The sequence below is a fragment of the Paracoccus marinus genome (genome assembly GCF_007018965.1).
GTDB classification, from domain to species: Bacteria; Pseudomonadota; Alphaproteobacteria; order Rhodobacterales; family Rhodobacteraceae; genus Paracoccus; species Paracoccus marinus.
Map to the genome: position 1 here is coordinate 1 of NZ_VJYZ01000012.1, position 19590 is coordinate 19590.

Genomic DNA, 19590 nt, shown 5'->3' on the forward strand with positions numbered 1-19590 from the left:
CAGAACGGCCGACCCGACTACCAATCTCAAACCCGCAGACTCTCGTTATGAACGAGGGACCCGAGGGGGGCAGGTCATCACGCGCATGACCACGCGACCGTCGCGCCGGACAATGCCCACAAGGTCAAGGACCCGGTCTGCGGCATGATGGTCGATCCCCACACGACCCGGCACAAGGCTGAGCATGGCGGCCGGCCGTATTACTTCTGCTCGGCGGGCTGCCGAGAGAAGTTCCTGGCCGATCCCGAGCGCTATCTCGATCCGGCCATAGCGGCGGCGAAGGCCGAGCCGGTGCCCGAGGGGACGACCTACACCTGCCCGATGCATCCCGAGATCCGGCAGATCGGTCCCGGGTCATGCCCGATCTGCGGCATGGCGCTGGAGCCGGTGCTGGTCAGCCTCGATGATGGGCCCAACGAGGAACTGATCGACATGACTCGCCGGTTCCGCATCGGGCTGGCGCTGGCGATCCCGGTGGTGATCCTCGAAATGGGCGGCCATTTCCTCGGGTTGAACCACTATGTCGGTCAGCGGACCTCGAACTGGCTGCAGCTGATCCTGGCAACGCCGGTCGTTCTCTGGGCGGGCTGGCCGTTCTTCGTGCGCGGCTGGCAGTCACTGGTCAACCGCAGCCTCAACATGTTCACGCTGATTGCCATGGGCACCGGGACGGCCTGGATCTACAGCGTCGTGGCCACACTTGCGCCCGGCATCTTCCCGGATGCGTTCCGGCAGCCGGACGGCTCGGTGGCGGTCTATTTCGAGGCGGCGGCGGTCATCACCGTCCTTGTCCTGCTCGGCCAGGTGCTGGAGCTGCGGGCGCGCGAGAGCACCAGCGGCGCGATCCGCGCGCTATTGGACCTCGCGCCCAAGACCGCGCGGATCATCCGTGACGACGGCACCGAGGAGGAGGTGCAACTCGACACCATCCATGTCGGCGACCGCCTGCGGGTGCGGCCCGGCGAGAAGGTGCCGGTCGATGGCGAGGTGCTGGAGGGCCGCAGCGCCGTCGATGAATCGATGGTCACGGGCGAATCCATGCCGGTGACCAAGGAGGTCGGCTCCAAGGCCATCGGTGGCACCATGAACCAGTCCGGCGCGCTGGTGATCGAAGCCCGCAAGGTCGGGCGCGACACCATGCTGTCGCAGATCGTCCAGCTTGTCGCCGAGGCGCAGCGCAGCCGCGCGCCGATCCAGCGGCTCGCCGATCAGGTCTCGGGCTGGTTCGTGCCGGCGGTGATCCTGGTCGCGGTGCTGGCCTTCGTCGCCTGGTCGATCTGGGGGCCGGAGCCGCGCTTCTCCTTCGGTCTGATCGCGGCGGTGTCGGTCCTCATCATCGCCTGTCCCTGCGCGCTGGGGCTGGCGACGCCGATGTCGATCATGGTCGGTGTCGGGCGCGGCGCACAGGCGGGCGTGCTGATCAAGAACGCCGAGGCGCTGGAGCATATGGAGAAGGTCGACACCATCATCGTCGACAAGACCGGCACGCTGACCGAGGGGCGGCCCGCCGTCACCGCCGTCGTTCCGGCCGCGGGCTTCACCGAGGAGGAGGCTCTGCGCCTTGCCGCCAGCGTCGAGCGGGCAAGCGAGCATCCGCTGGCGCTCGCCATCGTGCGCGCGGCCGAGGAGCGCGGGCTCGATCTCGCGCCGGTCGCGGATTTCGACTCGCCCACCGGCAAGGGCGCCTATGGCACGGTCGAGGGCAAGCGTATTCCGCTTGGCAACGCGAAGTTCCTCGCCGAGCAAGGCGTTGATGCAGCACCCTTGGCCAATGCGGCCGACCGGCTGCGCGAGGACGGGGCGACTGCGATCTTCATGGGCGTCGATGGCCAGGTGGCGGCGATCTTCGCCATCGCCGATCCGGTCAAGCCCTCGACGCCCGAGGCGCTGGCCGCATTGAAGGCGCAGGGCATCCGCGTCGTGATGCTGACCGGCGACAACTGGACCACGGCCAAGGCGGTCGCCCGCCAGCTTGGTATCGACGAGGTCGAGTCAGAAGTCCTGCCTGACCAGAAAAGCGCGGTGGTGCAGCGGCACAAGGCGGCGGGCGAGGTGGTGGCGATGGCGGGCGACGGCGTCAACGACGCGCCCGCGCTGGCCGCAGCGGACGTCGGCATCGCCATGGGCACCGGCACCGATGTGGCGATGGAAAGCGCGGGCGTCACGCTGCTGAAGGGCGACCTCAACGGGATCGTCCGGGCACGCAAGCTGTAGGAAGCCGTCATGGGCAACATCCGCCAGAACCTGTTCTTCGCCTTCATCTACAACGCGCTCGGCGTGCCGGTGGCGGCCGGGGTGCTCTACCCGTTCTTTGGCCTCCTGCTGTCGCCGATCATCGCGGCGGCTGCCATGGCGCTGTCCTCGGTCAGCGTCATCGCCAATGCCGCGCGGCTGCGGAGGGTGAAGCTGTGACGATCGGCGGCACCTGCTCACTCCTACGTGCATCGCATCCAGACCGTGACGGCGAGACAATGCCATCCATGAAACCAGGTTCGACAATGAGAAGCGCTCACCCCATCACCCGCCGCGCCATTCTGGCGGCGATCGGCGCCCTCTCGTTGCTGATGTCCACCATCGGCCGGGGGCATGCCGAAACCCTGCCTCTGGTCAGCATTACCAAGGACCCGTCCTGTGGCTGCTGCGACGGTTGGGCCGCACATATCGAGGCCGCAGGCTTTCCGGTGCGGGTCGTGGAATCCGCCGATATGGGCAGCCTCAAGCAGCGGCTCGGCGTGCCGGCGGAACTGGCGTCCTGCCACACCGCCGAGGTGAGCGGCTATGTGGTCGAGGGCCATGTGCCCGCCGCCGCGATCCGCCGCCTGCTGGCCGAGCGGCCCATTGCCACGGGGCTGGCCGTTCCCGGAATGCCCGCCGGCTCGCCCGGCATGGATTTTCCGGGCGTCGCGCCCGAGCCGTATGAAGCCTTCCTGTTCGGCCCGACCACGCGGAGCTTCGGCCGCTTCCTCGGCGCGCGGGAAATCTGACGCGGGGTTGCCGACATGACCGCACGGCTTGCGAATAACCCGAACCAGCTCCTGGCCGAGGCGGCTTGCCTCTGCCAGCGGGAAGCTGGCGCATGACCGGGCGGGCGCGAGCTGTTTTCCGGACGGGCTGCGGCCGATTGCGACAAGTTGCGATCTGCATTGTGCTGCTTGCCATCGGCGCGCTGGTTCTGCAGGGCCCGGCACATGCCAGCCCCGCCGGTCACGCCATCCACCAGCAACAGGCTGCCGGCACGGCAAGCCACTGCGCCGGCCATCACCTGCCGGACCACCATGGCGCCGATCCAGGTGCTGGCTGCGTGACTACGGACGGTAGCCCAAACCTGGCGGATTGCTGCCAGATCTGTCTGACCGCCGCGGTTCTCGTCGCGCCGCCGGAGTTCGGCCCGTCCGTGAGCGGCGAGGTTTTCACGGTTGTGCGCCCTGATCCGCACGACCGATCCCCCGAAGGCATCCTGAGGCCGCCGCGTCCTGGCGCGGAGTGATGCGCCGGGATCGCCGCGAGATGTCTGCGGCCGATCCGGCGCCAGCCCGAAAGACCAACGAACAGAATGGAGAGCCGCGCCTGCGAATCCGGGTCGGCGCTCAGGAACCAAAGGATGAAATTCATGAACCGAACCGCAATCGCCCTTTTTGTCAGTGTCCTGGCTGGCCTGCCGGGGGCTGCTCTCGCGCAGGCCGGGCATGATACCCACCACCCGGCAACGCCGCCTGCGCAGGTCGAGCAGATGCCCGCGCCAACGCCGCCTTCAGGCCAGATGTCCGCCATGCAAGGGATGATGCCCGAGCAGTGCCGGGCCATGATGCAGGCCATGACCCCGGAATGCATGGGCGCAATGCGCCAGATGATGCAGGGCGGGATGATGCAGGGAATGACGGGCGCGCCGGACGCCGGGATCGCCCAAGCGAACGAAAGCCTTCCGGACTTCACGCGGGCCTATGTCGAGGCGATGGACGCGATGCACGCGCCGATGATGGACGGCGTCATGGCCGACGATCCGGATGTCGCCTTCGTCCGCGGCATGATCCCGCATCATCAGGGAGCGATCGACATGGCCAGGATCGTCCAGCAATACGGCAACGATCCGCAAACGAAAGAATGGGCAGCACAGATCATCGATGCGCAGGAACGCGAGATCGCCGAAATGCAGGCATGGCTGGCCACGAACGCCGGCGACGCACAGGCCGCGCTCGCCCGAACCGGCGGGACCGTCTGGTCTGCCGATGAAGGCGGCAACTCGATCAGCGCCATCGATCTCGGCACCGGATCGGTCCAGACCGTCTCCATCCCGGTCGCGCCGCACAACGTCGATCTGACGCCCGATGGTAAGCTGCTGCTGGCGGTCGGTGATCCCGCCGCCGAGGGGGATCACGGGTCCGGCGGACACGGTCACGGCGCGGAAGGCGCTGCCGAGGGCCAGCTGGTCATCCTCGATCCGCAGAACGTCTCGACGCCCAAGGCCATCGTCGCGGTAGGTTCGCACCCGGCCCATGTGGTCGCCGACCGGCAGGGGCGCGCCTTCGTCTCACTGGCCGGCGGCGACGAGATCGCCGTGGTTGACCTCGCAAAGGCCGAGGTCATCGGGCGCATCGCGACCGGGGACTATCCGCACGGTCTGCGGCTCAGCCCGGACGAGACCGAGCTTTACGTGGCCAATGTCGAGGACGGGTCGGTGTCCGTCATCGACACGCAAGCGCTGTCCGAGGTCGCGCGCATTCCGGTGGGCGCGGCGCCCGTCCAGGTCGGCTTCACGCCTTCGGGTGCTCAGGTCTATGTCTCGCTGCGCGACGAGAATCGTGTTGCAGTCATCGACACTGCGACGCGCGAGGTCACAGGCAAGATCGACGTGGGGCCGAACCCGATCCAGGTCATCGCGACGCAGGACGGGAAATTCGTCTACGTCGCCAACCAGGGCACCGAGGCGGAGCCGAACGACACCGTGTCGGTGATCGACACCGCGACCGGTCAGGTGGTGAAGACCCTCACCACCGGCGGCGGCGCCCACGGCGTATCGGCATCGGCCGACGCGGCCTTCGTGTTCGTGACCAATATCGTCGATGACAGCGTCTCGGTGATCGACGTGGCAAGGCAGGAGGTCGTCAGCACGGTGCCGGTGGGCGACCGCCCGAACGGCATCGTCTACGGCGGCCCGACCCGCTGAGCGATTGGCGCCGGGGCGGTTTCGCTCCGGCGCAGGTTTCCTCTGGGCCCCTGCCAGACGCAGGGGTGCGACCGCAGCAGTCTGCCGAGCCGCCTCCGACGCCGGGTTCGCCGTTCCGCTGCACCGGGCCGTTTCCCTAGCTGACCAACCCCGCAGCGTGGAGAGCGACGCCGAGAAACGCCGCCACGGCCAGCACCGACGCCATCCCGAGCTTCAATCGGAATACGGCGACAAGGGCCAGCGCAGACAGCGTCGCCGCGGTCCAATCGATCGATCCGAGGACAGGCAATTCTATTGAGAGTGGCCCGGCCTCGATCCGCTCCACCTCGCGCCAGATCACGTGGATCGCGAACCAGATCGCGAGATTCAGGATCACGCCGACGACCGAAGCGGTGACGGCGGTCAGGGCAGCGGACAATCCCTGGTTGGCACGGAGGCCCTCCATGTAGGGCGCACCCAGGAAGATGAAGGCGAAGCATGGTGCGAAGGTGACCCAGGTGGCCAGCAGCCCGCCCAGCGTCCCGGCGAGCAGTGCGTTGTCCCAGCCCGCCTCGCGAAAGGCCCCGAGGAAGCCCACGAACTGAAGCACCATGATCAGTGGGCCGGGCGTGGTCTCGGCCATGCCGAGGCCGTCGAGCATCTCGCCGGGGCGGAGCCAGCCATAGGTCCCGACGGCTTCCTGCGCCACATAGGCGAGCACCGCATAGGCGCCGCCGAAGGTCACCACCGCCATCTTCGAGAAGAAGGTCGCGATCTCGGCGAAGACGTTGCTGGGCCCAACGGCGAGGACCAGCGCTGCCACCGTCCCGAGCCAGAGCACCAGCGCCGCCGCGCCCGCAGCGAGCGCTCCGCGTCGCGTCGCCGCCGGCATCTCGGCCATCTCCTCGCCGAGAAGCGTCTCGGCATCGTCGACATGGACGCTACCGACCGACCCGTGACTGCGGCCCGTCGCGAAGGCGCGGAGGCCGGTCCGCGCTCCAAGAAATCCGATCAGCGCGGCGATTAGCACGATCAGCGGGAACGGAGCATCGAAGGCGAAGATCGCGACGAACGACAGCGCGGCGAGCAGACGCATCGCGTCGTTCTTCAGTGCCCGCCGACCGATGCGGACCACGGCCTGCAGCACAATGGCGAGGATCGCCGCTTTGAGGCCGAAGAACATCGCCTCGACCACTCTCACGTCGCCATAGAGGGCGTAGAGCCAGCTCAGCGCCATGATCGCGATCACGCCGGGCAGCACGAACAGAATGCCCGCGATCAGGCCGCCGCGGATGCCGTGCATCAGCCAGCCCACATAGGTGGCGAGCTGCTGCGCCTCCGGACCCGGGAGCAACATGCAGAAATTGAGCGCATGCAGGAAGCGGCCGTCCCCGATCCACCGCTTCTCCTCGACCAGGATGCGGTGCATCACCGCGATCTGCCCGGCCGGCCCTCCGAAGGATAGAAGCGCGATGCGTGCCCAGACCCGCGTCGCCTCGGTCAGCGTAGGATAGTTCTGCGGCGGCGCGGCGCCTCGCTGGGAGGTCAGTGCCGCATCCGTCATCTCGCACCTCCCGGTCGGTTCGTCGGCCAGTTGTGCATTTCGTCCGTTGCGTCGCGCGCCCAGCGATAGAAGGCGTCGTAAAGCGCCATGCCGGCATCAAGCTGTTCAAGGTCGTCGGCAAACATGCGTGAGAGGCCGAGCGAGGCGGCCAGAAGCCCGGCTGCCTCGGGCGCAAGGTCAAGCCGCGCCGTATCGGCGCCGCGCACGATGGTGGCCAGCCGGTCAAGCGCCGGTACTTCCAGCCCGAACTCGGCCAACATGATGTCGAAGGTGCAAAGCTCGCCGCGATGGCTCCAGAACACCTCCTCGATGTCGTAGGGCATCGCCCCGAACAGTTCCGCGACGCCCACGACTTCCGGCGGCGCCACATAGAGGAAGACCGCGCGCGGATCGACGAAGCGCCGGATCAGCCACGGACAGGCAATCCGATCGATCTTGGGCCGGGAACGTGTCACCCAGACGGTTCGTCCGTCCGCATCGCGGGCGGTGATCTTGCCGGGATCGACGAGCGGAAGGCCCGCCGCGATCCAGGCCGCCTGTCCGCCTTCCAGATACTCGGCTGGCACGCCCGCGCTGCGCAGCACGGCGGCGACGCCCTGACTGCGCCTGTGCCCCTCGGCGCAGATGACGACAACGGGACCGGTCAGGCCTACCATAAGTCGCGCTAACGCATCGGGGGTGATTTCCCCCTCGCCGAGCGGGCGGGCGGCAGGAACCAGTCGCGGGTCGGCGGCACGGGCGGCCTCGGCGCGGACATCGAGCAGGGTCGGGCAACGGGGGGTGCCGATCAGCTTGGTCAGCTTGTCGGCAGGGATGGCGTCGGGCGCAGGCATTTGCGTTCCTCCTTGGGAATCGAGGTTGAGGTGGAACGCGAGCTTCGGCTGTCGCCTCGTGGGGAGATCGCGGATCCCCATCACCCAAAAATCACCGAATGTCTGTGCGCTGTCAATTGACGTTCGACCAACCACCAAGCGATCCGTGACCGCCCGCACCGGGTCGACCGGCGGATCTGTCGATCGGGAAATCCGTTGCCGCCGGCCTCTGTGCATCTGGCGGCGGGATATGGTGCTACCGAGCGCGTCGAACTGGTGTGGCGCTGGTTCGATATTCTTGGAAGTAGGCCCGCTGCTCCCGCACAGCCGGGCTCAAGAATATGCGCCGAGACTTCTGGATCAGCGGTCAGCCCCCGCCGTCCGGCTGACCCGCGCGATCAGAGCCTCGCCCGTCTCCTTCCGCTCGGAATACCGGTCCACGAGGTGCTCGCGGATGTCGCGGGTCAACACGGTGAACTTGACCAGTTCCTCCATCACGTCGACGATGCGGTCGTAGAAGGGCGACGGCCGCATGCGCCCGTTGTCGTCGAACTCGCCCCAGGCCTTCGGGACCGAGGACTGGTTCGGAATCGTCAGGCAGCGCATCCAGCGGCCGAGGATGCGCAACTGGTTGACGGCGTTGAAGCTCTGCGAGCCGCCGCTGACCTGCATCACCGCCAGCGTCTTGCCCTGGGTCGGCCGGACAGCGCCGATGGAGAGCGGGATCCAGTCGATCTGTGCCTTCATGACGCCGGTCATGGCGCCGTGCCGCTCGGGCGAGCACCAGACCATGCCATCGCACCAGGCGACGAGTGCCCGCAACTCTGCCACCTTCGGATGATCGGCGGGGGCATCGTCGGGCAGCGGCAGGCCCGATGGGTTGAACATCCGTGTGTCGGCCCCGAGCCGGCGCAGGATGCGGGCGGCTTCCTCTGCGGCGAAACGCGAAAAGCTGCGCTGGCGCAGCGAGCCATAGAGCAGGAGAATGCGGGGCGGATCGCCACGCCGCTCGCCCGAAAACAGCGCCTCGGGGTCGATGTCGCGGACATGCCTGTCGTCAAGCGCGGGCATATCAGTCAAGGCGCCTGCCCTCGGCGTCGAGGATCATCTCGCCATCCTCCTTGTAGAGCGGTCCCGGCGGCATCCGGTCGAGCAGGCCGAGCACCGCCTCGGACGGCCGGCACAGGCGCACGCCCTTGGGCGAACAGACGATGGGCCGGTTGACGAGGATCGGATGTGCGATCATGGCGTCGAGCAGCGCCTCGTCGCTGACGGACGGATCGGTCAGCCCCAACTCGACTGCGGGCGATTTCGACACCCGCAACGCCTCGCGCGGGGTCAGCCCCGCAGCGGCGAAAAGTCCGATGAGTTGCGGGCGGGTCCAGCCTTGTGTGAGATAGTCAATGATCACCGGCTCGGTGCCTGACTTGCGGATAATGTCGAGCACGTTGCGGGAGGTGCCGCAGTCGGTGTTGTGATGGATCACGATGGTCATGGAGTCACTCTGCGGCGGCTGCGCGCGTTCCGGATTGCGGGGAGAGGAGCCAGCCGAAGAACGCCAGCGCCAGAGCCGCGCCGGCGATCTCGGCCAGAACGAAGGCGGGCACATCGGCCGGACGGATGCCGGCGAACGTGTCCGAGACGGCGCGGCCGATGGCCACCGCCGGATTGGCGAAGCTGGTCGAGGCGGTGAACCAGTAGGCGGCGGTGATATAGAGCCCGACCAGCCAGGCCACCGCCTCGGCCCGGAACCGCAACCCGCCGAGGATGGCGGCGATCAGGCCGAAGGTGGCGACGATCTCGGCCAGCCACTGTCCCGTGCCGCTGCGCAGCGTCGTCGAGACCTGCCATAACGGCAGATCGAACATGGCGTGCGCGAGCAGGCTCCCGGCGATGCCGCCAGCGACCTGCACCACGACATAGGCGCCGGCCTGCGCCCATGGGAGTTCGCGGCGCAGCGCGAAGACCAGCGTCACCGCCGGGTTGAAATGCGCGCCCGAGACGGGGCCGAAGAGCGTGATCAGCACCACGAGGATGGCGCCGGTCGCGATGGTGTTGGCCAGAAGCGAGACGGCGGTATCGTCCGACAGCGCAGCCCCCATGATCCCCGACCCGACCACGGTTGCGACCAGTGCGAGCGTGCCGAGCGCTTCGGCGGCAAGGCGACGCGCGGGGTCGAAACTCATGCGGGCTCGGTCCCGTGCACCGCGCCACTACGGTCGCGACCGATCGAGTCGAGCCGGTCCTGCAGTGCCATCCGGTCCAGCGAAGCGATGGGCAGACTGACGAAAGTGGAGATCCGGTTGCGCAGCAACCGATAGGCCTCGGAAAAGGCAAGGTGCCGCTCGGCTTCGTTTCCGGTGGCAAGGGCCGGATCCGGGACGCCCCAATGCGCGGTCATCGGCTGGCCGGGCCAAAAGGGGCATTCCTCGGCCGCCGCCTGATCGCAGACGGTGATGACGAAATCCATTTGCGGCGCCTCCGGCCCGGCGAATTCATCCCAGCTTTTCGACCGGGCGAAACCGATATCGTGGTTCTGCCGCTTCAACAGCTGGAACGTGTAGGGATGCACCTCTCCCCTGGGTTTCGAGCCGGCCGAGAAGCCGCGAAAACGCCCCCGGCCTTCGCGGTTGACAATGGCCTCGGCCAGGATCGAACGCGCCGAATTGCCGGTGCAGAGAAACAGGACGTTGTAGGGTTTCGCCATGGCTTCCTCCTCAGCAGACGCAGGCGATTTCATTGATGACGGGCTGGCAAAGCTCGGGCCGCCCGCCGCAGCAATCTTCCATCAGGAAGGCGAGCAACGCCCGCATCCCATCCATGTCGGCGAAATAGCGGATCGCCCGTCCTTCCCGCTGGTTCCGCACCAGCCCCGCGTTCAGCAGGATCGACAGGTTTGCCGACAGGGTATTCTGCCGCACGTCCAGCGCCTGCCCGATCTCGCCGGCCAGCATGCCGTCCGTGCCGGCCTTCACCAGCAGACGGAACACGTCGAGCCGGGTGTCCTGACCAAGGGCCGAGAGCGAGGCGAGCGCATGATTCGTTTCCATATATCGAGAATACTGGATATAATGGGCACGCACAAGCCTGCGCGATGTTGGTTGTCCCGCTTCATCTTGCCAACCTTCGCCTGGAGGGACTGGCGCAGGATCGCGCCTGATCCCGCATCGTGCTGTAATCGGCGAGCATTTCGCTGATGGCGGATCCAGCCGGCAGCACCTCGAGTTCCTCGGCCGCGCGCTCCTGAACCTCGCGGCTGTACTCGACCACGGGCGGACAAGCGGTCGCGATGCCGGGCTCAGAACCGACCGTCGCGCATCCGCTCAGCGAGCTCGTTGCGATCGCGAGGGCGGCGAGCCGCCGCCTCCAGCATCCGGCGTTGGACATCATTGGCCTTCTCCGTGGTCTCAAGGCGTTCAGCGAGGCGGCCCGTGCTTTCGCCGGAGCGCCGGAGTGCGAGCAGAAACAGGAGCACGGCGAGCATGATGGCGCCGTAGCGCAGTGCCGCCCGCATCCGCGGGCTGGCGGCGAACCCGGTGAGGAGAGTGCTGATCATCGCCGGCCCCGTTTCCAGTCGTCGAGCCGCGCGTAGATCGTCACGGCGACGCCTGCGAGTGCCACGGCAATGAACACCCAGCGGAGGGTGTCGAGATATGGCACCAGCGGCAGAATGGCAGATTGGGTATCGGCCAGGACGCTCTGCGCGACCTCGACCCCGGCTGCGCCCAGCGTCGCCACACCGGCCGCGCCGCCGCCTTTCATGGTGCGGCTGTCAGCCAGCACTTCGCGCGCGGGCGGGGTTTCAGCCGCGAAGGCAGTCGCCCGGACCGGGAAGCGCTCGCCCCACTGCCGTGCGGGCCCGAGATCGACATGGATGAACCCCGAGCGCCGGTAGAAGCCGAAGCCAAGGAACCCGACCTCCCGCGCCGCTGCCTCGAAGGTCACCGGGTCGTGGTTCGCCATGGCGATGTCGAAGGCAGCGCCGTCGAGATGCTTCGACCGGGTCGCGCCGCCGACGGCGCGGTTGTGCTCGGGGCTGCGGTAGGCCGAACGGACGATCAGGGGCTTGCCGAGCCGGTCGCGCAACGCCTGTAGCTTGTCGAGCGCGGGCTTGTTGATCAGCAGCTTGCCGGTGCCGCGGCAGGCGATCTCGGCGGGAGAGAAGTTCGGCCAGCGCCAGCTGCTCACGGGGACGTCGCGCCAGTGGTCGTAGAAGGTCGTGGTCATGGGGTTCTCCGAAACGAAAAAAACCCGCCTCGAGGGCGGGTGATTGCGAACTGATGAATGGGGATGGGGCGCGGCTACGGGCTGCCGCCGAAGATCTTGAGCTTGATGGCGATGCCCGCGAGCAGCGCCAGCATGACGCCGGTTGTGATCATGCGGACGGCCGTCTGCATGGCGGTGCGGCGCACCAGGCGGATGCAGTCGACGAGCGAGCGGAGATCGCGGATGTCGAGCGCGGCCTCGTCGCCGTCGAGACCGACATCGGCGAGCGCGCGCTTCGCGCCTTCCTCTGCGGCCCGGGTCAGAATCGCCTCGAATTCGGCGTCGGGCATGCGGACGAAGCCGTCGGATCGGGGTGGTGTCATCGGGATCCTCCTTCCACCGCTCAGCCGATCTTGCAGCCCCAGAAGGACGTGTGATCGGCGGCGAAGTAGCCGTCCGCGACCCGGAAATACCCCTGCAGTTCGACGGTATCGCCTGCCGTCAGCGGGACCATGGTCTGCAGCCAGATCGTGGTGGCGAGCGAGACGTGGGTGGCGGAGATCTCCCCGAAGGAGCCGCGGATTTCGGTTGTGCCGTTCAGAACGAGCCGCCCCCGCATACGCGCGGTCGTGCTGGAATTGACCTTGTAGAGCAGCGTGGCGCCGAAGAGGTAAGTGCCATCCACGGGCGCCACGAAGTGGTTGTTCGCGGCGTCGAACGCGCCTTGGTCGTTGTAGTCGGTGTTGTTCAGGTCAATCTTCGTCCAGGCCCCCACTCCAACATAGTTGTCGTAGTTGGTGTATGCCTTGAAGCGCGGCAGCCGGGGCTGATCGACGACGCCGGTGGCGTTGTCGACGCTCAGCCCGTCGAAGAAGGTGCTGCCGTCAGCAGAGACCGCGAGCCGAAAGCGGTCGGAGCCGAACAGCCCAACCAGCGCCTTGGTCACGAAGCCGGTCTGCAGGGTCAGCCCGAGATCGTCTGCGGCGGCCTCCTTGTTCATGGTGTAGAACAGATCGCCGGTCCCGCCCTCGGCCAGGGTCTTCGCCGTCCAGAGCGCGGCGTTCAGCTTGGCCGAGAACGGGTTCGACGTATCCGCCGTGGTGCCGAGCCCGAGCAGCGCCATGTTCTGCAGCGCCGCCGGTGTGGTCCCGACCCAGTCCGCGCCATCATAGACCAGCAGCAGGCCCTCGTCCTCGACCCATGCCCGCCACCCGCTCCGCGGCGGCAGACGCAGCCACGCGCCGTCCGTCCAGAGCGCCACATTCAAGTCCCAGCCCGCCCAGACGCCCGACGCGCCCGAGGCGACGATGTAGCGGTCGCCATCGGCGGGGCTGGGAGGCGGCGCGGTCAGGCCCCGATCGAGGACAGAGAGCTGGACGAGCCCGTCGAGGATCCGCAGCGCCTCGTTGTGGGTGACATGCTTCTGAGCCTGCGCCGCGAGGATGTAGGGCAGCAGGAGATGGGTGGTGGCGTCGGACATGGGATGGCCTTCAGAGTATCAGCGTGACGGTCTTGGCCGCGCCCTGCCCCACGAGGGCAGAGAGCTGGCAGATGCGGATGTCGAGCGTGTCGCCGGGGCTGAGCAGCGCGCCCCAGTCGGCGATCTGATGGGCAGCGGTGTAGACCGCGCTGGTGGTGGCGGTGCTCAGCACCCGCTTCACCGATGCGCCGTTGAGGATCTCGACCTCGTAGGCTTCGAGCTCCTCGGCCAGCGGCACCTCGAGCCCGCCCCAGCTGTCGGCGGCGAGCGCGCGGGACCGGCGCGCCCAGCGGATCGTTAGATCGCCGGACGTGCGAGGCCTGCGCCATGGCTGCTCGACATGAGCGACCGAGAACGACCGGAGTCCCACGCCCTCGGGCATGAAGTTCGTGGCAACATAGGTCTCGTCGCTGACCGGACGGTTCGCGGGGCCAATGCGCCAGTTCCACGGCGATCCGAGATCGGCCTCGGCAATTGGCAGGGACGCCAGCGCGGTGTCCAGCACGACGACCCGCGCGCCCGCGGGTGCCGGATTGCCCATCGCGCCCTCGGTCCCGCGCTGGCCGCGCAGGAGCCGGGTCAGCCGGTAGCGGCCGGGCGCCAGCAGCTCGGCCGCGCCGGCCTGCACGATTTCCCAGACACCCGGCGCGGTTTCCACCGCCAGCGCGTTCGCCCCGCCGAAGAGCGTCAGGTCAGTGACGCTTTCCAGCGTGCCGGTCAGCAGATCGACCACCAGCACGTTGCCGAGATCGAAGCGCGAAGTGGGGCCCGGGTAGAGGTCGGAGACCAGCGCCCCGATCCGGGCGCGGCTGCCAAACGTGGTCAGCAACTCGAACCCATCGGTCGAGGGGCTGCGGAACACTGCCATCTCGCCGGGCCAGGGAACGGCATGGGCTGCGACGAAGGGACGATGCGCAGGCTGATCCTCACTCAGCTGCGGCAGGTCCATCAGCAGAGCATCCGGCGCGCCGAACACCACGACCCGCGTCAGCGAGGCCGGGCGGGGATCGCCGGGCGGCAGATCGTAGGTTGCCCGATCCTGGCGGACCGCCTCGATGCCGCGGGCATCCGAATCGGCGATCGAGACGAGCCGCAGGTCGACCAGCCGTCCGTCATGCGCGAGTCGGATCGCGTCGGCCGGATCGAGGGCGAGGCGCGAGGGCGGCACACGGAATGCCGCCGTCTCGCGCCCCACCCACGCCTCCATCAGCGCGCGGCGGCAGCGGCGCTCGGCCTCCTCGGGCGGCACCGCCATCGGGAAGGATTCTGAGGCGATCCGGGTCGTGTCTACCGTGATGCGCCGCGCCTCGACGAGGGCCGCGTCGTAGTCCTCGTCGGCGCGGGCGATCTGCCATTTCAGCGCCTGCGGCAGTTCGGTTTCCTGGCCGCGCGTCAGCTCAAGTACGTCGGCCTCGCGGGCGGCGACCAGATCGTCGGGCTCGAGGGTGGCGACGGAGGCCCGGCCGCGCATCACGAAGCGGATCACGCCCTCGGTTTCCACTGCGTCGAAGCCGAAATGCCGCGACAGCGTGGTGATCGAGGCGCGCGGGCTTTCGAGCGCCGTGATGGCATAGCCCTCGACCGCGCCCCAAAGCCCGATGACGTCGATCAAGGACTCGTCCAGCCCCGCGCGCAGGCAAAGGTGCCGGACAAGCGCCGCCAGTGACACTGCCCCGAGCCGACCGGTCAGCCAGTGGCCGAGCCGCCAGTTCGCGCCGTCCGTCCAGACATCGGTCAGCGCGGGGAAGAACGGGTACGGCCGCGCGTCCCAGGTCCAGGCGGCGCATTCTGGCACATGCACCATGCGGCCGCCGTAGACGGACGAGATCGGGTTGTTGGCGGCCTCGCCCCACCAGAGATAGGTCGCCTCGAGATAGGCGCGCTGGATGGCGTCATCGCGCCAGCCCCGCGAGAAATGCGGCGTGAAGCTCTCCGACGACTTCGGGTCGAAGAAGACGTTGGGCTGGTTCGTGCCCCGGTCGATGGCCGGACAGCCGAGCTCGGTGAACCAGACGGGCTTGGACTCGGGCGTCCATGCCGTCGGTGTGCCGCTCTCAATGCCGCCAGGGCGGTCGTAATGCGCATGCGACCACCAATTGCGCAGATCCTTGTAGCGGAACACCCATGGCTTGCTGGCGGCGCCATCGCTGATCGCGGTCCGGACCTGCGCGGTTCGGTCGGCGGCGCTGGCGTAGAACCAGTCGTAGCCCTCACCGCCCGCGATGTTCCCCTGCAGGTAGGCGCGGTCGTAGATCGCGGGCCAGCCCTCGGCCGCGTCGGTATGCTCGAAGCCGTCCCGCCAGTCCGACAGCGGCATGTAGTTGTCGATCCCGACGAAATCGATCTCCGGATCGGCCCAGAGCGGGTCGAGGTGGAAGAGCACGTCGCCCGAGCCATCGCCCGGCTGATGCCCGAAATACTCCGACCAGTCGGCGGCATAGCCGATCCTGGTGCCGGACCCGAGGATCGAGCGCACATCCGCAAGCAGGTCCCGATAGGCCTGAACCGCCGGATAGGTGGCCGCGCCCGAACGGATGGTCGTCAGCCCCGGCATCTCGGTGCCGATCAGGAAGGCATTGACCCCGCCCGCCGCCGCACAGAGATGGGCGTAGTGCAGCACCATGCGCCGCAGACCCCAGTCGCCGGAGGGCCCGGTCCACGAAACCGACTGACCTGTGACGCTGAAGCTGCCGGGCGTGGCCGCGCCGAACAGCGCCGCGACCTGGCTTGCGGCCGTGGCGGTCTGGTCGACGGTTCCGGCGAAGCCCGCAGCGGGCGAACAAGTGATCCGCCCCCGCCATGGGAAGGCGGGCTGGCCGGTCTCGGCGGCGTTGTCGGAATACGGGTTCGGCAGCGTGTTGCCGGGTGGCACGTCCATCAGGATGAACGGGTAGAAGGTGACCCGCAGCCCGCGGGCCTTCATCTCCTGGATCGCCTGCACCACCGCGAAGTCGGACGGCGTGCCGCCATAGACCGGGCGGTCCTGATCGTCGCGGCTGACGAGGAAGGCGTTGGCGCGGCTGACGCCGTTCACCGACCAGCTGGCGGGCGTGGTCGATTTAGCCGAGACCTCGACGCCCGGCCGCACCTTGCACGATCCCGCGCGCAGATCGTCGCCGAACCACGCCACCACGAGGCTGACGCTTTCGACCGCCGGGGCCATCGCCTGCAGCCGGTCGAGCGCTTCGACCATGTCGTTGGATTCGGCCAGCGCGTTCAGGTTCTCGGGCACCGTCGCGCCGCCGTCGGTCTTGCGGATGGCCTGCGTCGCATAGGTGAATTCGCCCGAGGCGGGGATCATGGTGACGGCGCGGGTCAGCCCCTCGGCGGTGTCGGGATCGGCGAGCGGCCGGAACACCTCGAAGGAAAGCTGCGGCAGGCGGTTGCCGTAGGTCGAGAGCGCCAATTCCTCGAAGACCACATAGGCGGTGCCGAGATAGGCAGGCGTCCCGGCCACGCCCATCCTCGCGGCGATGAACGGGTCGGCGGTCTGCGTCTCGTCACCCGGATACCAGCGCCAGGTAACGCCGGAGAGGTCCATCGGCTTGCCGTCCGCCCAGATGCGGCCGATGCCGGTGATCGGGCCCTCGCACAATGCGACCGCAAAGCTCGCATAGTACAGATACTCGGTCGTCTTGACCTTGCCGCCGCCGCCGCCCTTGCCGCCGCCTTGGGTGGTGGTCTTCGTCTCCTCGCGGAAATCCGTCGCCCAGATGATGTTGCCGCCCATGCGCATCCGGCCGTAGAGCCGCGGGATGACCGCACCCTCGGTGGCCGAGGTGATGCGCAGCGTGTCGAGCCGCGCTCCCTCGATGCGCTGGGTGGGCGCCAGCGACGAGATGATCCAGCTGTCGACGACCGAGCCGATGGTGGAGCCGATGAAGCCGCCGATGGTCGCGGCGCTGACGCCGAGGATCGCGCCGCCGATGCTGCCGCCAATGGCTGCGCCTGCGGCACCGAGGACAAGCGTTGCCATGTCGGGGTCTCAGCGTTGCGGAAACAGGAAGGCGAAGGCGATGCGCCGCCGCCAGGATGGGGTGAGCGGTTCCTCGATCACGCCGAGCCGCTCATAGGCGTGGAGGAAGGAGGCGGGACCGGTCAGGATCCCGACATGCTTGGCGATGGCGCGGGGCTTCATGCGGAAGAGCACCAGCGCGCCGGGACCGGCCTCGCCAGGCGACACCTCGATCATCATGCGACGCCCCCCCTCGGCCAGAAACTCGCGCGGCCCTGTCTCGCCCCAGTCGCGGCTGTAGGGCGGGATCGGGAATGGCTCGGGACCGACGACCTCGCGCCAGACTCCCCGGGCGAGCCCGAGGCAATCGCAGCCGACGCCGCGCAGGCTGGCCTGATCGTGATAGGGCGTGCCGAGCCAGGACCGTGCGATTGTGATGACACGGGTGGGATCGGCGGCGGTCAAAGTACGGACCCCTCGTGCCCGCCGTCCTTGGTGGCGTAGCGCAGCACCGCGTCCTGGCCGGGGATGTGCGGGAAGCCTCGGAAGTTGGCGGTGTTGGCGAACTTCGCGCCGCAGGTCTCCATGCGCTTGTCGCAGCCTGCGAGGATGGTGAAGGCGTCGCCCTCGGCGATCGCGCGCACCGGCGCTTCGAGCAGGGTCAGCACCGCGATGCCATCCGTTACGTCATGGCCCAAAACCTCGGTGCGCCGCCCCGCGTTCGCGCCACTCGTCCAGTCCAGCGTGCCGAAGGTGAACCAGCCAGAGGCGAAGCCGCCGAGCCCGGAGGCGGTGAAGGCGCGGTCGCGCAAAAGGTCGATCACGGCGCCGGTTCCCTTCACGGCCGGGTCCTCCAGATCGACACCGCAGCGCGCATCGCCGAGCGCCGCATCACAGGTCGCTTGAAAGGTCCGCCCGACCGTCTGGCCCAGCACATGGGCGAGCGAGCGCACCTCGGCGACGAAGGCCAGCCGCCCGCGCCGGATCTGGCCGATGGCGCCCCGGCGCATCAGCACGCGCTGGCTCGTGTCGGCCCAGTTCACGCGCCAGACCTCGACCTCCGCATTGTCCCAGCGGCCGTCGAGGATGAAGGCGACCACAGCGCTCCCACGGGCGCCAACGAGGCGCCGAGTGCGGAGGCCCCGCAGGACGCTCCGGCCAAAGCCGACCCCGCGCCCATGGCGCGCACGCCGCGCACGGGCACCAAGCAGGCGAAGCTGATCGAGATGCTCCGCGCCGAAGGCGGTGCGACCATCGACGAGATCGTCGAAGCCACAGGCTGGCAGCCACATACGGTCCGGGGCGCCTTCGCAGGCGCGCTCAAGAAGAAGCTCGGGCTCGAAGTCACCTCCGAGAAGGTCGAAGGTCGCGGGCGGGTCTACAGCCTGCCGCGCGACTGACGCCGCTCAACAAGCAGGTCTGAATGCCGCCGTCCCACATGGGGCGGCGGCTTCCGCGTCTCAGAGCGAGATGCTCCAGTAGTCGAGCACCTTGCGGACATCATCCCGAGGATAGTGTGGGCCAGCCGATGCCAGATCATTGCGAATGGCGGCCTTCCTGCGGTCGGCCGCATCCTTAATCCGCGTTGAGAACTTGGCCGTGCCGAGCGGGAGCGAGGTCCGGTCGGGCTTCGGCCAGCTCTTCGGATACGCGTCCCAGTTCTCCCATTCGGCAACCTGACCAGCGATGCCCGCGACATCTTCATGATCGCAGGACCAGCCGTAAAGGTGGAGCGCACAGACGCGAAGCATCATCTTCACGTCGGACATCACGTCCGTGAACGCCTTCAGCGGCGTAGGCAGCAGGACCATGTTCGCGACGCAGGAGAAGAAGCGCCTATCCTGAACCACAGCGTTGCTGACCTGGAAGAGAGCATCATCGACGCCCCAGATGTGGCAGCACGACCAGTTCGGTCGTTCTCCCGCCCGCAGGCCGAGAGCCAGCGTCAGCGCCTTGTTCGCGTGCACGTTTCCTTCGGGTTTGTGGATGCTGACGCCTGTCTGGCGGTTGCGGTTCATCTGCGGCTCGGACCAGTTGGATTTGTAGAACAAGCCACGCCGCGCATGCTCAGGATACCAGAGCGGCAGATAATTGAATGTTTTGGGGTCGACCCATCGCGCTGTCCGCTCGATCAGTCTCATCACATCCGACAGGCTGAGTTCCGGCCGCAGTGCCTCAAGGCCATCCGGAAGCGTATCCGCGCTGGTCGTTTGCTCGCTGGCGTCCTTCAATATTTCGATCCCCATCCATACGCCTGGACGGGAAGCATTTCAGGCCCATCCCCAACTTCGGGAAACCATAGGATCTGAACAGTATCGCGGCAATGCTGAGCCCCTGCATGTGGTCAGCTGAATTGGACTTGCCCGGAAAATGTGGAGAGCACCAACTGAGGAACCAGGAGGTGTTCTATGGGAAACGGGAACAGGCCGA

At 67.8% G+C, this 19590-nt stretch carries 17 protein-coding genes and 3 pseudogenes; 5 read left to right on the top strand and 15 right to left on the bottom strand.

The window, feature by feature from the left end; all coding sequences use genetic code 11:
* Window positions 1–75: 75 nt before the first annotated feature.
* The 4 genes and pseudogenes from FNF32_RS07650 to copM all read left to right on the top strand — a co-directional run.
* A pseudogene (locus FNF32_RS07650) lies at window positions 76–2412 on the top strand (heavy metal translocating P-type ATPase); the annotation flags it as partial.
* An 86-nt stretch (window positions 2413–2498) separates the two neighbouring features.
* Window positions 2499–2984, top strand: a complete 486-nt coding sequence (locus FNF32_RS07655) for a DUF411 domain-containing protein (RefSeq protein WP_143796554.1) — start codon at window positions 2499–2501, stop codon at window positions 2982–2984.
* Between the two features lie 161 nt (window positions 2985–3145).
* A complete protein-coding gene (locus FNF32_RS07660) occupies window positions 3146–3487 on the top strand; it encodes a hypothetical protein (protein WP_221930685.1) in 342 nt (113 codons plus the stop codon).
* Between the two features lie 123 nt (window positions 3488–3610).
* Window positions 3611–5164 carry a CopM family metallochaperone gene (gene copM, locus FNF32_RS07665; RefSeq protein ID WP_246087739.1) on the top strand — a complete coding sequence of 518 codons (1554 nt, stop codon included), beginning with the start codon at window positions 3611–3613 and terminating at the stop codon, window positions 5162–5164.
* 136 nt (window positions 5165–5300) lie between these two features.
* Here copM and chrA read toward each other — a convergent pair whose 3' ends face one another.
* From chrA to FNF32_RS07740, 14 genes and pseudogenes are all read right to left on the bottom strand, one after another.
* On the bottom strand, window positions 5301–6707 hold the full coding sequence (gene chrA / locus FNF32_RS07670; RefSeq protein ID WP_131675221.1) for a chromate efflux transporter: 1407 nt from the start codon (window positions 6705–6707) through the stop codon (window positions 5301–5303).
* Entirely contained in the window at window positions 6704–7540 is an 837-nt protein-coding gene (locus FNF32_RS07675) for a chromate resistance protein ChrB domain-containing protein (RefSeq protein WP_131675220.1), read from the bottom strand. Before FNF32_RS07675 ends, chrA begins: the two co-directional genes overlap by 4 nt.
* Before the next feature lie 339 nt (window positions 7541–7879).
* A complete protein-coding gene (arsH, locus tag FNF32_RS07680; protein ID WP_131675219.1) occupies window positions 7880–8599 on the bottom strand; it encodes an arsenical resistance protein ArsH in 720 nt (239 codons plus the stop codon).
* Window positions 8592–9014: an arsenate reductase (glutaredoxin) gene (gene arsC / locus FNF32_RS07685; protein WP_131675218.1), complete on the bottom strand. Its 423-nt coding sequence runs from the start codon at window positions 9012–9014 to the stop codon at window positions 8592–8594. The genes arsH and arsC overlap by 8 nt, the downstream gene beginning before the upstream one ends.
* A 4-nt stretch (window positions 9015–9018) precedes the next feature.
* Entirely contained in the window at window positions 9019–9705 is a 687-nt protein-coding gene (locus tag FNF32_RS07690; RefSeq protein ID WP_131675217.1) for an aquaporin, read from the bottom strand.
* Window positions 9702–10226 (bottom strand): arsenate reductase ArsC, encoded by a 525-nt coding sequence (locus FNF32_RS07695; RefSeq protein WP_131675216.1) that lies wholly within the window; start codon window positions 10224–10226, stop codon window positions 9702–9704. The genes FNF32_RS07690 and FNF32_RS07695 overlap by 4 nt, the downstream gene beginning before the upstream one ends.
* Before the next feature lie 10 nt (window positions 10227–10236).
* The gene (locus FNF32_RS07700; protein WP_131675215.1) at window positions 10237–10569 is read right to left on the bottom strand and encodes an ArsR/SmtB family transcription factor; all 333 of its coding nucleotides are present in this window, start codon (window positions 10567–10569) and stop codon (window positions 10237–10239) included.
* 248 nt (window positions 10570–10817) lie between these two features.
* The gene (locus FNF32_RS07710) at window positions 10818–11075 is read right to left on the bottom strand and encodes a hypothetical protein (RefSeq protein WP_131675213.1); all 258 of its coding nucleotides are present in this window, start codon (window positions 11073–11075) and stop codon (window positions 10818–10820) included.
* Window positions 11072–11746, bottom strand: a complete 675-nt coding sequence (locus FNF32_RS07715; protein WP_143796555.1) for a YcbK family protein — start codon at window positions 11744–11746, stop codon at window positions 11072–11074. The genes FNF32_RS07710 and FNF32_RS07715 overlap by 4 nt, the downstream gene beginning before the upstream one ends.
* Before the next feature lie 74 nt (window positions 11747–11820).
* Window positions 11821–12075: a DUF6127 family protein gene (locus FNF32_RS07720; protein ID WP_111432025.1), complete on the bottom strand. Its 255-nt coding sequence runs from the start codon at window positions 12073–12075 to the stop codon at window positions 11821–11823.
* A 53-nt stretch (window positions 12076–12128) separates the two neighbouring features.
* A complete protein-coding gene (locus FNF32_RS07725; RefSeq protein ID WP_131675469.1) occupies window positions 12129–13205 on the bottom strand; it encodes a DUF2793 domain-containing protein in 1077 nt (358 codons plus the stop codon).
* Window positions 13206–13215: 10 nt separating this feature from the next.
* Complete coding sequence (locus tag FNF32_RS07730) at window positions 13216–17181, bottom strand: baseplate multidomain protein megatron (RefSeq protein ID WP_143796556.1); 3966 nt, start codon at window positions 17179–17181, stop codon at window positions 13216–13218.
* Between the two features lie 9 nt (window positions 17182–17190).
* Window positions 17191–17625, bottom strand: coding sequence for an NlpC/P60 family protein (locus FNF32_RS07735; RefSeq protein WP_131675452.1), 435 nt, complete (start codon window positions 17623–17625; stop codon window positions 17191–17193).
* Window positions 17622–18248 (bottom strand): annotated as a pseudogene (locus tag FNF32_RS07740) (DUF2163 domain-containing protein); the annotation flags it as partial. The pseudogene FNF32_RS07740 and the gene FNF32_RS07735, both read right to left, overlap by 4 nt.
* Here FNF32_RS07740 and FNF32_RS07745 point away from each other — a divergent pair.
* A pseudogene (locus tag FNF32_RS07745) lies at window positions 18243–18560 on the top strand (DUF3489 domain-containing protein); the annotation flags it as partial. The pseudogenes FNF32_RS07740 and FNF32_RS07745 sit on opposite strands and share 6 nt — an antisense overlap.
* A gap of 60 nt (window positions 18561–18620) precedes the next feature.
* Here FNF32_RS07745 and FNF32_RS07750 read toward each other — a convergent pair.
* Complete coding sequence (locus FNF32_RS07750; RefSeq protein WP_131675453.1) at window positions 18621–19406, bottom strand: hypothetical protein; 786 nt, start codon at window positions 19404–19406, stop codon at window positions 18621–18623.
* Window positions 19407–19590 lie beyond the last annotated feature (184 nt).

What these genes read in the sequence shown, in the direction of transcription:
- FNF32_RS07700 (WP_131675215.1), bottom strand. Translation starts at nt 10,569, where the DNA reads ATGGAAACGAATCATGCGCTCGCCTCGCTCTCGGCCCTTGGTCAGGAC.
- FNF32_RS07730 (WP_143796556.1), bottom strand. Translation starts at nt 17,181, where the DNA reads ATGGCAACGCTTGTCCTCGGTGCCGCAGGCGCAGCCATTGGCGGCAGC.
- FNF32_RS07655 (WP_143796554.1), top strand. Translation starts at nt 2,499, where the DNA reads ATGAGAAGCGCTCACCCCATCACCCGCCGCGCCATTCTGGCGGCGATC.
- FNF32_RS07750 (WP_131675453.1), bottom strand. Translation starts at nt 19,406, where the DNA reads ATGGGGATCGAAATATTGAAGGACGCCAGCGAGCAAACGACCAGCGCG.
- FNF32_RS07715 (WP_143796555.1), bottom strand. Translation starts at nt 11,746, where the DNA reads ATGACCACGACCTTCTACGACCACTGGCGCGACGTCCCCGTGAGCAGC.
- FNF32_RS07675 (WP_131675220.1), bottom strand. Translation starts at nt 7,540, where the DNA reads ATGCCTGCGCCCGACGCCATCCCTGCCGACAAGCTGACCAAGCTGATC.
- chrA (WP_131675221.1), bottom strand. Translation starts at nt 6,707, where the DNA reads ATGACGGATGCGGCACTGACCTCCCAGCGAGGCGCCGCGCCGCCGCAG.
- FNF32_RS07710 (WP_131675213.1), bottom strand. Translation starts at nt 11,075, where the DNA reads ATGATCAGCACTCTCCTCACCGGGTTCGCCGCCAGCCCGCGGATGCGG.
- FNF32_RS07725 (WP_131675469.1), bottom strand. Translation starts at nt 13,205, where the DNA reads ATGTCCGACGCCACCACCCATCTCCTGCTGCCCTACATCCTCGCGGCG.
- FNF32_RS07695 (WP_131675216.1), bottom strand. Translation starts at nt 10,226, where the DNA reads ATGGCGAAACCCTACAACGTCCTGTTTCTCTGCACCGGCAATTCGGCG.
- arsC (WP_131675218.1), bottom strand. Translation starts at nt 9,014, where the DNA reads ATGACCATCGTGATCCATCACAACACCGACTGCGGCACCTCCCGCAAC.
- copM (WP_246087739.1), top strand. Translation starts at nt 3,611, where the DNA reads ATGAACCGAACCGCAATCGCCCTTTTTGTCAGTGTCCTGGCTGGCCTG.
- FNF32_RS07720 (WP_111432025.1), bottom strand. Translation starts at nt 12,075, where the DNA reads ATGCCCGACGCCGAATTCGAGGCGATTCTGACCCGGGCCGCAGAGGAA.
- FNF32_RS07690 (WP_131675217.1), bottom strand. Translation starts at nt 9,705, where the DNA reads ATGAGTTTCGACCCCGCGCGTCGCCTTGCCGCCGAAGCGCTCGGCACG.